Origin of the sequence: Paenibacillus sp. IITD108 (assembly GCF_036541265.1) — a bacterium.
Classification (GTDB): domain Bacteria; phylum Bacillota; class Bacilli; order Paenibacillales; family Paenibacillaceae; genus Pristimantibacillus.
The window spans coordinates 111,915-125,315 of the sequence record NZ_JAZHCT010000004.1 but is presented as its reverse complement, the minus strand read 5'-3'; the positions used below and the strand labels follow the sequence as shown (position 1 = coordinate 125,315).

Genomic DNA, 13,401 nt, shown 5'->3' with positions numbered 1-13,401 from the left:
TATGCAAGCTGAGAATCGAAATGAAGCCAACAAAAAAGATTTGATACTGGCTATTGAAACAAGCTGCGATGAAACCTCTGCGGCTGTTGTTGAAGACGGAAAAAACATTTTATCGAATGTGGTCAGCAGTCAAATAGATGTGCATGTACGCTTTGGCGGAGTAGTGCCGGAAATCGCTTCTCGCAAGCATGTAGAAACGATTACGCTCATTATGGAGGAAGCCGTTAAAAAGTCAGGCTATCGCATGCAGGACTTATCCGCGATCGCAGTTACGCAAGGACCCGGTTTAGTAGGGGCGCTGCTTGTAGGCATCATTGCTGCTAAAAGCTTGGCGATGGCGCTGCAAATTCCGCTAATAGGCACACATCATATCGCAGGACATATTTATGCCAATGAGCTTGTCGATGATATTCAGTATCCTTGCATGGCTTTGGTAGTGTCTGGCGGACATACGGAGCTTGTGCATATGGAGTCTGAGGGTGTCTTCGATATTATTGGGCATACGCGCGATGATGCAGTGGGAGAAGCTTACGATAAAGTAGCCAGAGCTCTTAAGCTGCCTTATCCGGGCGGGCCTCATATCGACAGGCTGGCAGCAGAAGCGCAGTCAGCTATTGCGCTGCCTAGAGCTTGGCTGGAGGAAGGAAGCTATGACTTCAGCTTCAGCGGCCTTAAATCGGCTGTGCTTGCCGCGATTAATACGGCCAGCATGAAGGCTGAGCCGCTGGACGCTGGGGCAGTAGCGAAAGGCTTCCAGCTTTCTATAATAGATGTGCTTGTAACTAAGGCGATGCGCGCAGTGAAGCAGTACGGCTCTAAACAGCTGCTGCTTTGCGGAGGAGTAGCTGCCAATAAAGGGCTGCGGACGGCGCTTGCAGAAAGCTGTGCGGCTGCAAATGTTCCGCTGCTCGTTCCACCGTTAGCATTATGTACAGATAATGCGGCTATGATCGGTGCTGCTGCGCAGCTTAAGCTTGCAAGAGGCCAATATACATCGCTTGATATGAAGGCGGAGCCTGGATTATCATTAGAGGAATGGTCGGTAATGCAAGGATAGGAAAGGAGTGTTGTGCGAGATGGAAATAATATTTATTATGCTGTTAGTTATTATTATTTTACTTCTGCTGCATATCAATTCCAAAATTCCGCCGCGTGATTTTACGAAAGAAGCTATTCAAAAAGCTACAGAGCGAGATTTGAAAAATAAAGAGGATCATAAGCTATAAATAACACGTAACAGTAAAGCGTATGATTTCGTGCACAGGCTGCATGAAATTATACGTTTTTTTATGCATGAAACAGAATATTGCGTGTTTGGCTGCGCGAGATGGGGGCGGTTTGGCGCTTGTTAACTGTAACGAATTGTTGCAGAAGCTAACGAATTCAGACAGCGCTATTTGGCTTTAATTTGCTATTTTCAAAATCTAACGAAGATGAGAAGCCTTATAGGACCGAAAAGCGGCTCCAAATAACGGTTTGTTCACAGTTAACGCAATGTGGATTCGTTACAAGTTCAAAAGGGACATTTTTGGGGAAATAGCGCATCTCAGTTTCGTTAGAACTAAAAGTGTCAAAATGGTATGAAACAGTGGCGCAAGTGCAGGTTAGTATCGTCGTCCCTCTACTTAGTGAATGAGCCGAAATAGGTGTCTTGGTTCTTCTAAGTGGATTTTGTCTGGCTGTTTAAAAAGTATTTTTCTAACGAAGCTGGCGAGATTGTCCATTCATTGTGAATGATGCAACAAGCAATTGAAGAGGTGGCATTTCGATCAAGTTTGGGCTTACGACCGCTATCGCTTCTCCAGTCCCAATCTTGCTCTCCGTTCCCCTATTCTTTTGCTTACCAAATGTTGCCCAAAATGAATGTACATGGTCACACGTTCCGTTATTTGCCTAAAAACTGCCGTTTTTTTAATTACGCGGACACACATTCCGCTAATCGTGTCTAAATGGTACTTTTTCTTCGATTTATTGACCAATAGCGGAACGTCTGTCACTTTACCTTCTCAAAACTGCGGTTTTGGGCCAAATTGCGGAACGACTGACCATCTAGCGAAGACCAGAAACGCTATTATGCCGAAAATGCTTGTATTAAAATCTAACGAAGCTTGACGGGCTTATTCGGGGCAAAAGGGCCTAAAAACGTGGTTTGTTCACACAAAGAGCTGCTAATCTTCGTGACAATTTAGGTGGGCAAACGTTAATCTGCGTGATCAACAGGAGGGGGCTACGTCTTCTAACGAATCTAGGCAGCGCTATTTGGCCTTAATTGGATAGTTTGAAAATCTAACGAAGATGAGCAGCCTTATTGGGGCGAAAAGTGGCTCCAAGTGGCGGTTTGTTCACAGATAACGTAATGTGGATTCGTTACAAATTAAAAAGTGGCATTTTTGGGGGAATAACGCATCTCGTCTTCGTTACAGTTTTCTGAGTTTCACTTGAATCCGAAATGGATGAAATCCCATATAAAGGTGAGAGTTTTGTGCAAAAATAGCAGGTTGTGCACAAAGTTATACACAGGAGAGCACGAAATGTGCATAACTAAGTAAAAAGCTTGTAAATTCGCCCTTTTTCGGTCTATATTGCTGTGGGGTAAACGTGGATATTATTTTCAACATCTATCTGTGGATAATGTGTATAACGTGGACAAAATTGTGAATTTATTTTTTAAAACAATGAAAATAAATGAAAGTGAGTAAATAAAGCAATTATTTCAATCTATTATAGACAGAATTGACTAACAATTATCCCACTGCTGTGGATAACGCTGTGAATAATTAAATGGCTAATAATTAATAAAATTAATTATAAATACCATAAAAAGTATTTTATTTGCGGTACGCAACACATATTGCGTTAATTACTAATCACTATTTCGGTGAAAAAATATTTTTTGTGCGTTATCTTAGGGAGGAGAGAAATACGCGAAAGAGCCGGGCTGGAATGGAGATAACAAAAAATGATACGAGTTGAACAGGTCAGTAAATTATATAGGGGCAGCAAGGTCGTAGAAAACGTCTCCTTACATGTGAAGGAAGGCGAAATATTTTCCATTATAGGTACCAGCGGCGCAGGAAAAACAGCTTTGATGGAACTATTGCTGGGTCTAAGTCCAATGGATGAAGGCAAAATAACGATATTGGGCTACGATGTACAGACGGAATCTGCAAAAATTAAAAACTTTATTAATTTTTTTATGCGCAGTACTTCGTTAATCGAAAAGATGACCGTTTTCGAAGCATTAAAAACTTTTCAAAGCTTGTATAATCGGAAAAAAGATATACCTGAACTGTTGAATCTGTTTCAATTAAAAACTTTTGCACATAAAGAAGTCAAAAGGCTTTCAGGCGGATTGAGACAATTGACAATGCTGGCAATAGCTGCTGTGAATGATCCGCGTATTATTTTTTTGGATGAACCGACTACCGGCCTTGACGGACAAGCCAAGCGGCAATATTGGAGTCTGCTGAACAGCTTGCGCCAGGCTGGCAAAACAATCGTTATTATTTCTCATGATCTGACAGAGATTCATCAGTACAGCAATCAGGTCGCTGTTATGAAAGCTGGAAAGGTTATGCAATGCGGTTCTCCTTCGCAGCTTATTAAAAATTTGCCGGGAGGCGGTTTGACGATGGAGGCTGTTTATATGCATTACGCTGTTGAAAAAGAAGGGAGGACGCCAATATAGGTGCCGGAGCGTGAGCGAGACAGTAAAAGTTATTCATTGCTTTATTCGCAGCTAATCGCTAAAAGGAACGAAATGCTTGCATCGCTATTTGGAAAATTAAATAGTGACAGGAGGGAGTTTAAAGAAGTAGAGGCTTCAGCTTGCAACAAGAGATAGAAAAGGGTGAGTTCCCATAGTATAATATGGGCACAACTTTCTAAGCGGAGGAACTATGAAAAACAATTTATCCATGCAAATTAGTAGTTATATGCTTAAGTTGGCAGAGCAGTGGTTTACGACCAGCTCAATGTTACAAAATGCGACTGCGTATATTAAGGAAAAAGAAAAAGAAAATTTATTTTTTGGCCAGCTTGTTCTTTGTCACTACTATATGTTTGAAGGGCAGGCGGAAGAGGAACGTATATTTAAAGCAGCGGCAGCGATTGAACTTGCGGTATTGGCGACAGATATACTAGATGATATTCAAGATCAGGATGCGCCTCATAAAATATGGATGAAGTCGCCTGAGCCGGTGGCCCTTCATATCGCGACGTCAATGCTTACGCTATCTCAGCAAGGTTTGCTTGAAAGCGCAAATGGGCCGCTAGTACAAGCAGAGCTTGCTTTATTGATGAATAAGCAGCTTTTGCAGGCAGCTAACGGCCAAATGAGCGATATTTTGAATGAAAGTGCTGATGAGGACGATTATTTGGAAATGGTTAGAGCGAAGTCGGCCTCCTTGCTCGTGCTTGCGAGTATGGCTGGTGTGCTGCTGGCAGGCAAGCCTTGGAATGAACGAGTAGCGCAATACGCTTCTGATCTTGGAATTGCTGCGCAGCTTCGCAATGATTTGAGAGACCTGCTGCGCTGGGATGACAAGAGTGATTTTTTGCAGCGCAAAAGAAGCTTGCTGACGATGTATCTGTTAGAGGATGAGCAGGAAGAGCTGCAGTGGATTCGTGATTATTACGAGGATAAATTGACCGTAAATGATATTGCGGATAAGCGGGAGCAGTTCGAGGAAATTTGCCATCAATCGGGGGCAGTTTTGTATGGATCGGTGATGAGCAGAAAGTACTATGAAAGCTTCAAAGAAATAATAGATGAAGTAAATGTGGACGATTATTGGAGAAATCAGCTTTTAAAGCTGGTCAACGAATAGATTATATACTATAATACCACGCAAAAGCTATTTCGGAAATTACGAAACACGTTTGCGTTTTCCGCTCTATTTATTGTTGATATAGTAGAAATGTACTAATAAACATGTACTATATCAATAGTAGAAGCGGAGGAGTTCAAATGTTAAAGGAAACAATTCGTCAAATGGCAAAGAATGGTGTAAATTTCTCACTAGCTAACGGGGCGCAGCCTCAGCTTGCAGGTGTATCGGCTCTTGAGCAAAAAGCATTACTTGGTGAATTGAAGGACAAACAACATAAGAACAGTGGCTACGCTTTCGTGTGGAACTGATACTATAATTTTTTAAAAGTTTGAAGGGGAAGAGGATTACATGAAATCAACAAGGTTAAACAAAATAATTGTAATCCTTTTCCTGTTTTTAGTTGCAGCAACAGTAACTTATTTGACGGCGGTGATTTTACAAACGCCGTCTATTGGCGTTGTATTGGACAAGCAAGGTCCGGAGCTGTATGTTGTTGACTCCATAGAGCCTGCCGGTCAAGGCTATATGATGAAGATGCACATTGGCGACCGCGTTGTCGAAGTGAATGGAGCGCCTGCTCATTTGTATCATTATGTAACAAAATATTTGTCTATCGAGTATGCAGATAATGTGCTGCTTGAGAAAGCTGACGGAGAACAAGTATTTATCGAGTTCTCAAAGCTATGGTCAGGCGAGCATTCTATGCCGGAGCTGCTTGTACAGCTGTATATACCAGGAATTTCATTGATCTTGTTTTTTGCATTTTCAGTGTTTCTTTATATGAAACGCAGAAACGACCCGGCAGCTATTACCCTTATATTGTTTTTTATTTCAATCGGCATCAGCTATTTTAGCTCTGCTGCATCCTTATTGCGAGATCCAGTTGGAATATCGATTATTTATGTCGTAATCCCGAATATTCCATTACTGTTTATGATATTTATGAATCGCTATGTTAAGCGTTTCGAGGTTGAGTTCATCAGCAACAAAATACTGTATGTTCTTTTTGCAATTATTTCCATCAATAGCTTAGTGAGCCTGTTCTATATATGGACCTCCGTGTTGACGATTGAAACCTTTACTTATATTAAAGGGACATACAGCGCTGTAGTGTTTCTAGGAAATTTGGTGTGTGTCTACAAGCTGGTTGAGCATTTTATCAAGCATCGCCGAACGAAACTGAAATCGTTGTTTACGATTACACTTGTCTCGCATTTGGTAGCCTTTACGCCATTTGCCTCCATGAATCTGCTGCCTCAGCTTATCGGGGCCAAGCAGCTGCTTCCTCCAGCCTTTACCGCATTATTTTTATTTGTGCTGCCTGCGGTATACTTTTATTTAACGACGTCAAATCAATTGTTCGACATTGATTTTATACTTACCAGATTCAAGTATTACACAGCCCTGGCCTTTATCCCGGCCGTTATAGTTGCAGCAGCGGTCACAGTAGCGGTACTGCAGGAAGAAAGAGCAGTATGGCATATTTGGTTTTTGACCTTTGTATTTATATATGTGGGCATGACCTTGTTTTTATATGTAAAAGAACAAATTGACCAGCGCTACCGGCCTAAGCTTTTTAAAGCGATGTACAGCTATCAGGACAGCTTGGATCGTTTTTCCCGCAGCATAGCAAGAGTAATGAATAAGTCGGATTTGGAGACAGTGCTAAAAGGTGAAATTTCCGCCTTGCTGCCTGTCAGCAAAATTCAATTTGTTATGGTAGATTTGACTGAGCATACTGTAACGCCTATTGGCGATAGCCTTGAGGATAGTGTTACAAAGGATTTTTTGCTGAATACGATAGATTCCTTTAGCCTTGGAGAGTTAATCAGCTTGCCGTACGGATTGGGGTTAATAATCGGCAGACAGCGCACGAGAAGCCATATTTTATGGATCGGTGCTAAGACGAATCACACGAGATTCAACTCGGATGAAATACGCTGGCTGAAGACGATATCCAATTATGCCAGCATCGTTTTCGAAAATTTATTTTTAATAGAAGGCTTGATTGAGGACTTGGAAACAGAAGTGCGCAAGGAGCATACGACTTCGCCTTGGGTGCTGCGCCTGTTATTTTGCTTGTCCGAAAACGAACGCCGCAAGCTGGCTGCAGATTTGCATGATTCCGCCTTGCAGGACCAATTGCTTTGGTATCGCAAGCTGGAGGGCGTTATAATGGATTACAAGCTGACGCGAGATTTAAATGTTGAGCTGACCGACATTAAAGAAGGCTTGCTGGACGTTATTCATCAAATTAGAGAAACGTGCAATGAACTGCGCCCGCCGCTGCTAAAAGAAATGGGCATTGTGGAAGCAGTTGAATCGATTATTGAGCATACTCAAATGCGAGTAAATTTTGAAGTTGTATTTAAAGCAAAGCCGATTACAGAGCCGATGCATGAAGAAGAGATTACGGCTATTTATCGAATCGTGCAGGAATTGCTCCGCAATGCGGACAAGCACTCACAGGCCAAAGTCGTCATGATGGAACTTGAGGTGCGCAATGGCTTTATTTATTTCCACTACCAGGACGACGGAATTGGCATGGATGTCGAGAATATGGAAGAATCATTCAAGCATATGGGATTATCGGGCATTAAGGAAAGAGTAGCCAGCCTGGAAGGGGAAATTACGTTCTATTCTGAAATGGGCAGAGGTTTGGATATTACAATATTATTTCCTGAAATGTTATCCCACAAGCATTCCGAAAGGGGGATTTCTCGTGATTCGTATCTTATTAGTTGACGATCATCCTTCTGTTGGCGAAGGCACGAAGACGATGATTGAGCAGGACGAGGAGATGAAAGTAACGGTTGTTTTGTCTGCACTGGAAGCTCTTGATATTGTGCAGGTGGAGCACTTTGACCTTATATTATGCGATTTGAACATGCCGGGCATTAGCGGATTGGAGCTGACGAAGCGATTGCTGCAGCTCGATCAGGAACGCAAAATTATTATTTATTCCGGTTATGAAATCGGTTCGCATTTTAATTTGCTTATTGAATCTGGCGTATCCGGTTTTATTTCCAAAACCGTATCTCGCGAGCAGCTTCATAATTCAATTCGCTGCGCGATGCGTGGTGATGCAGTTATTCCGATTACGCTGCTTAAGCAGCTTCGAAGACAAGAGGTTTCACTTCCTCGGGCAGAGATGTCGGTGGAGGACATTTCAATAAATGAGAAGGAGCTTATGATTTTGCAGGAGGTTGCGGCAGGAATAAGCAATAAGGAGCTGTCGGCGCTGCTGCATGTAAGCCAGCGCAATGTAGAATACCAGCTTACCAAAATTTTCGATAAGCTCAATGTACGCTCGCGCTCTGAAGCGATAAGAGAAGCGAAAAGACTTGGTTTAATTACGATGGAGCAATTATAACTGTACTAGGGAGTTCCTCGCGCTGGCTGCGAGGAATTTTTTTATTGAGGGCCGCTGCAGCCTCAAAAAATAGATATGGCCACACGTTCGCGGACACACATTCCGCTATACAGCTCTAAACGGTGCTTTTCTACGATTTATGGACCAATAACGGAACGCCTGTCACTTTACGGCCTCATAATTGCGATTTTGGGCGTAATAACGGAACGTCTGACCAGCGAGATAGATTTCAGCTAGGGAGGCTGCAACTAATTGAGCTTATCAGCAAGGCTAACTGTGTACGCTTCAATACGCTCAACCATCATCTCATCCGTTAAATGGGTAATGCCGAGTGCAACCCAGCCCTGATAAACTTCTGGGGGACCAAACAGCATATCAATTAGGGATAAAATATCCCAATAAGGGTCATAGACAAACGATTTGCCGCTTACAAGCTTATATTCGTGCAAAAAACGATCTGCTGCTGCAACGCCGTGCAGCATAACTAAATTAATGCGGCAATGCCCGATATCTATGCCGGCAGGACCAATGCAGCCGCTCGTCCAATCGACAATGCCTGTTATTTTCTCATCGCTCCATAATACATTGGCAGGATGAAAGTCTCGATGAATAAAGCAGGAAGCGACAGATGGTGCCGGCTGTTTTAAACGCTGAAGCAGCTTATGCCATTGCTCCTGCTGCTTGCTCCAAGCAGGCGCTGTGAAGTGAGGAATGTTTTGATATGTTTTATAAGTCCAATAGGATGAAGGAGGTTCAGCCTGGTGCACACCTGCTGCAGCAGCTGCCAGCTGTCCCAGCCAGTCGTCCATTTGACGCGGCTGCAGCAATGGCGTTCCTTCCAGTCTCGTCATTAGCACAGAAGGCTTGCCGCAATGCTCGCCTGCAGCATCACAGGCAATGATTCGCGGGGCAGCAATTTGCCACTTCTCGCATATCTGCAGGGCGGAAGCTTCCTGGAGCGCTGCATCAGGCTGCTCGTTCAGCCAATCTTCATCATCGATCTGCCGCATCACCAGCCGAATAAGCTCGTCATTTGCACGCAGCGTTACTCCATATATGTGAGAGGAAATACCGCCAGGCAGCTGTTCGAGCATTACAATTTGCGTATTACCAGCAATAGGCTGCAGCTGCTGGCATATCCATTGCTTTGTTGCCTCTGAAAGAGTGTTGACTGATCGCTCCATAAACGAAATTCTCCTTTCAATATTACCCTCCAAAAACCTATAAAGGTTAAAATCGGCAACAAAGACGGACGCTTCTGATTCTCCAGTCCAAACTCTGCTCTCCGTTTTCCTTCCTATTGCTTATGAAAGGTCACCCCAATCAATGAATCGACAGACTTAGCTTGATAGTTAGCCATCAATTAAAGCTTCCCATTGCTCCAAGCAGCTAGTTAATTCAGCCTGCTGCTTGTCAATTTCCTGCTGAATTTCTTGGATTTTTACATAGTCATGAAAGATTTCCGGGTTAGTAATCTGTATTTGCAGCTCGGCAATCGATTCCTCCAGCTGCGAGATAGAAGCTTCCAGCTGTTCAATTTTACGCTGGCGGCTGCGCTCCTCGCGCTTTGCTTGCTTATCAGCTTCATAGCTGTTTGTCTGTGCTGAAGGGCTAGCAGTCGACATGATCGGCGAAGACTTTGCATTCGCTACGCGCTGCTGCTCAATTTCAAGCGCTGCTTCTTCTAGTTCGCGCTTTTTTTCAAGCATTTCGTCATAATTTCCCAGGAAATGCTCAGTGCCATTTGGCTTCAATTCGACAATACGCTCTGCCATTTTATTGAGGAAGTAACGGTCATGTGAAATAAACAGAAGCGTTCCCTCATAATCGACTAGCGCAGCCTCCAATACTTCCTTGCTGAATAAATCCAAATGGTTAGTCGGCTCATCCAATATTAAAAAATTGGCTTCTGCAAGCATAAGCTTCGCAAGCGATACGCGCGCTTTCTCGCCGCCGCTCAGCGCAGAGATGCGTTTCAGCACATCCTCGCCGCTAAATAGAAAGTTGCCTAATATCGTGCGGATGCGTGCTTCTTCTACATGCGGATAAGCGCTCCACAGCTCTTCCAAAACAGTGTTATTGCGGTTTAAGTGCGTATGCTCTTGGTCGTAGTAGCCGATTTTGACATGGGCGCCAAATTGCAATGTACCTGTTCTTGGCTTGTGCTCGCCGACTATAATTTTGAGCAGTGTTGATTTTCCAATCCCATTGGGACCAATAAGTGCTACAGTTTCTCCTCTTGTCAGCCGGAAGGATACGTGCTCAAAAAGCGGCTTGTCTTCATCATTGAAGTCTATCGACAAATTATCCACAGTAAGAACTTCTTTTCCAGTCATACGTTCAATTTCAAAGCTGAAGCTCGCCCGTTTAAGATCTGCAAGCGGTCTGTCGACTCTATCCATGCGTTCAAGCGCTTTACGGCGGCTCTGTGCTCTCTTGGTAGTGGAGGCGCGTACAAGGTTGCGCTGAATGAACTGCTCCATTTGAGCAATTTCATCCTGCTGCTTTTCATAGCGCTTCAAATCGGATTCATATTGGGCCGCTTTAAGCTCAATATATCGGCTGTAATTGCCGGTATAGCGTTTTGCGGCATGACGCTCAATCTCAATGATGGTTTGCGTGAGCGCATCGAGAAAATAACGGTCATGAGATACGACCAGAATTGCTCCAGAATAAGCGCGTAAATAATTTTCGAGCCAGGTAAGTGTTTCAATGTCCAAATAATTGGTGGGCTCATCCAGCATCAGCAAATCGGGAGCCTGCAGCAACAGCTTGGCCAGCGCCAGTCTTGTCTTTTGGCCTCCGCTTAATGTTTCAATCAATGTATCTGGCGGGAACTGTCCAAAGCCCATTCCGTGCAGAATGCTTTGAATTTTAGTGTTGACTTCAAAGCCGCCCTGATCACGAAACCAATCAGAACGCTTGGCATAGCGATCAAGAATTTCCTCGTACTTTTTTTCATCGGCATGAAGACGGGGATCAGCGATTTGCTGCTCGAGATCACGAAGCTCCTGCTCAGCAGCTATAAGGTGCTGAAATACAGAACGCATCTCAGCCAATATCGTTTTGTCCGTTTGCAGACCGCTGTTTTGAGCCAAATAGCCCAGCTTTGTTTCCTTGGACTTATGTATGTCTCCAGAATCACATCTAAGCTCGCCTGCAATAATTTTGAGCAGAGTAGATTTTCCAGCTCCGTTGACACCAACTAATCCTATGCGATCCCGTGCTTGAATTTGAAAAGAAATATTAGTTAATACAGCATTAACGCCGTAGCTTTTTGAAATGTTAGAAACCTGCAGCAGCATCTTTTTAAAAGCCTCCAATATAGTCAATATTGTTCAAAGAACGGCGAAGCCGTTTATCCTGTTGTAATAAATTATAATCTTTACTATGCCGGAAAAATAGTTCTCTTCGTAGTGTACCATAAACTAGCATCTTCATTGGCGAAAGTTGTATAACAATGGTACACTACATATAGATGAAATCATGGCAAAAATGCGGAACGGATGACCAGTTATGGAATCTATACATAATGAGCCGGCTAAGCAGGAGCTGCGACGCTCGATGAGCCGGATGAGAGACAGCCTTGAGCTCGAAAAGCGAAAAGCTGCTGGAATGGCAGCAAGCGGCCATCTTATACAATGGCTTAAGCAGAGAAACAGCACTTCTGTAATGATATATATTGCTTTTCGCAGCGAGCTTGAGCTTACTGAGGCCATGCAATGGAGCTGGGACAACGGCATAAAGGTAATTGCGCCGAGAAGCATTGCTGCAGATCATTCGTTAGAGCTTTATGAAATAAACAGCTTGGAGCAGCTGCAGGCCGGAGCATATGGTATTATGGAGCCTGATCCTGCTGTATCCAGAAAGATAGACTTGTCAGAGCCGCCGGATGTCGTTGTAGCGCCCGGCATCGCTTTTGCTTCCAATGGGGGAAGGCTTGGTTACGGTGGCGGGTATTATGACCGTTTTGCGCAAAAGCTTCGGCAAAGCGGCAAGGCGATTGAGACGATTTGGGTGGGTGCTGCATATGAACAGCAGCTTGTCGATCATCTTCCAACCGATAAGCATGACCAGTTTATGGACTGGCTGGTAACAGAGAACGGGATGAGAAGTGTATTAAAGAAGAAATAATATTAATCTCATTAATCATCTCTCCATGAACATGTTATAGTAGAAGAGATATATATTAAAAAAGATAATTTATCGCAAATAAAAAGGCTTAACTAGAAAAAGGATTTATGTTTATTTTATAGAAATATTTATTGAGGATGGGAGGAAAGTGACATGCAGTGGAAGGTTGCTTTGTTAACGGCTAGTGACAAGGGGTCAAGAGGCGAGCGGGAGGATACCAGCGCTCAGGTGATACGGGAGCTTGTTGAGGAAGAACTCGGCGGCGTTATTGTCGACTATCGTATAGTACCTGATGAACAGGACGAAATCATGGCTGCGCTAATAGAGATGACAGAATACTATCAGGCTGATTTAGTGCTGACTACTGGTGGAACAGGTCTTGCTCCTCGTGATATTACGCCAGATGCTACTTTGAAGGTTATTGACAGGGAGGTTCCAGGCCTGGCTGAAGCCATGCGGATAGGCGCTTTGCAAAAATCAAGAAGGGCGATGCTGACAAGAGGAGTGTGCGGCATTAGAGGCACCTCGCTTATTGTAAACTTGCCGGGCAGCCCCAAAGGTGTACATGAAAGTTTGATTGCTATTTTGGACCAGCTGCCGCATGCACTTAGTATCGTATCTGGCAAGTATGGCGCATTGACGGAGCATATTGATTAATGTATAGTCAAATAATTGTCATACAATGAAGTTTCATGCCATGCTAAGGTTATGTTATTATACTGATAGCTGCAATTAATGATCGTTATCTATTGTTTTATATGGAAGTGACCAAAGTATTATAATAGGTATACGGTATGAGAATAGTTAGCCTGCATTAACAGTGCTAAGGAGGAATAAAGATGGGTGGAATAGGTGCAACAGGGATTATATTGCTTGTGCTGGTAGCGCTCCTGCTTTTCGGTCCGAACAAGCTGCCTGAACTGGGACGAGCTGTAGGCCGCACACTGCGCGAATTTAAATCCGGAGCAAGAGAAATTATGGATGAGGATGACAGCAAGAAACGTGTGGAAGTCAGCCAAACCGAACAAAAAGATAAGGACAATAAGCGGTTGCCGGATTAAT

12 protein-coding genes are annotated in these 13,401 nt (G+C 43.6%); 10 read left to right on the top strand and 2 right to left on the bottom strand.

Annotation, left to right across the window (positions count from 1 at the left end):
• Position 1 precedes the first annotated feature (1 nt).
• The 7 genes from tsaD to V1L65_RS04880 all read left to right on the top strand — a co-directional run bounded on the left by tsaD (position 2) and on the right by V1L65_RS04880 (position 8,205).
• Positions 2 to 1,057, top strand: coding sequence for a tRNA (adenosine(37)-N6)-threonylcarbamoyltransferase complex transferase subunit TsaD (gene tsaD, locus V1L65_RS04910; RefSeq protein ID WP_331698083.1), 1,056 nt, complete (start codon positions 2 to 4; stop codon positions 1,055 to 1,057).
• Between the two features lie 19 nt (positions 1,058 to 1,076).
• Positions 1,077 to 1,226, top strand: a complete 150-nt coding sequence (locus tag V1L65_RS04905) for a hypothetical protein (RefSeq protein ID WP_331697959.1) — start codon at positions 1,077 to 1,079, stop codon at positions 1,224 to 1,226.
• A 1,733-nt stretch (positions 1,227 to 2,959) separates the two neighbouring features.
• Entirely contained in the window at positions 2,960 to 3,688 is a 729-nt protein-coding gene (locus V1L65_RS04900) for an ABC transporter ATP-binding protein (RefSeq protein ID WP_331697958.1), read from the top strand.
• A 211-nt stretch (positions 3,689 to 3,899) separates the two neighbouring features.
• Positions 3,900 to 4,829 (top strand): polyprenyl synthetase family protein, encoded by a 930-nt coding sequence (locus V1L65_RS04895; protein ID WP_331697957.1) that lies wholly within the window; start codon positions 3,900 to 3,902, stop codon positions 4,827 to 4,829.
• Between the two features lie 140 nt (positions 4,830 to 4,969).
• Positions 4,970 to 5,140: a hypothetical protein gene (locus tag V1L65_RS04890; protein WP_331697956.1), complete on the top strand. Its 171-nt coding sequence runs from the start codon at positions 4,970 to 4,972 to the stop codon at positions 5,138 to 5,140.
• 40 nt (positions 5,141 to 5,180) lie between these two features.
• Positions 5,181 to 7,577, top strand: coding sequence for a sensor histidine kinase (locus V1L65_RS04885; RefSeq protein WP_331697955.1), 2,397 nt, complete (start codon positions 5,181 to 5,183; stop codon positions 7,575 to 7,577).
• Positions 7,555 to 8,205, top strand: a complete 651-nt coding sequence (locus tag V1L65_RS04880; RefSeq protein ID WP_331697954.1) for a response regulator transcription factor — start codon at positions 7,555 to 7,557, stop codon at positions 8,203 to 8,205. The genes V1L65_RS04885 and V1L65_RS04880 overlap by 23 nt, the downstream gene beginning before the upstream one ends.
• Positions 8,206 to 8,453: 248 nt before the next feature.
• Here V1L65_RS04880 and V1L65_RS04875 read toward each other — a convergent pair whose 3' ends face one another.
• Together V1L65_RS04875 and V1L65_RS04870 are read right to left on the bottom strand one after the other, a co-directional pair.
• Positions 8,454 to 9,389: an aminoglycoside phosphotransferase family protein gene (locus V1L65_RS04875; protein ID WP_331697953.1), complete on the bottom strand. Its 936-nt coding sequence runs from the start codon at positions 9,387 to 9,389 to the stop codon at positions 8,454 to 8,456.
• A 168-nt stretch (positions 9,390 to 9,557) separates the two neighbouring features.
• Positions 9,558 to 11,510 (bottom strand): ABC-F family ATP-binding cassette domain-containing protein, encoded by a 1,953-nt coding sequence (locus V1L65_RS04870; protein WP_331697952.1) that lies wholly within the window; start codon positions 11,508 to 11,510, stop codon positions 9,558 to 9,560.
• Positions 11,511 to 11,721: 211 nt separating this feature from the next.
• Between V1L65_RS04870 and V1L65_RS04865 the strand changes: the two genes are divergently transcribed.
• The 3 genes from V1L65_RS04865 to V1L65_RS04855 all read left to right on the top strand — a co-directional run bounded on the left by V1L65_RS04865 (position 11,722) and on the right by V1L65_RS04855 (position 13,400).
• A complete protein-coding gene (locus V1L65_RS04865) occupies positions 11,722 to 12,339 on the top strand; it encodes a 5-formyltetrahydrofolate cyclo-ligase (protein WP_331697951.1) in 618 nt (205 codons plus the stop codon).
• A gap of 153 nt (positions 12,340 to 12,492) precedes the next feature.
• Positions 12,493 to 12,996: a MogA/MoaB family molybdenum cofactor biosynthesis protein gene (locus V1L65_RS04860; RefSeq protein WP_331697950.1), complete on the top strand. Its 504-nt coding sequence runs from the start codon at positions 12,493 to 12,495 to the stop codon at positions 12,994 to 12,996.
• 182 nt (positions 12,997 to 13,178) lie between these two features.
• Positions 13,179 to 13,400, top strand: coding sequence for a twin-arginine translocase TatA/TatE family subunit (locus V1L65_RS04855; RefSeq protein ID WP_331697949.1), 222 nt, complete (start codon positions 13,179 to 13,181; stop codon positions 13,398 to 13,400).
• The last annotated feature ends 1 nt before the right edge of the window (position 13,401 follow it).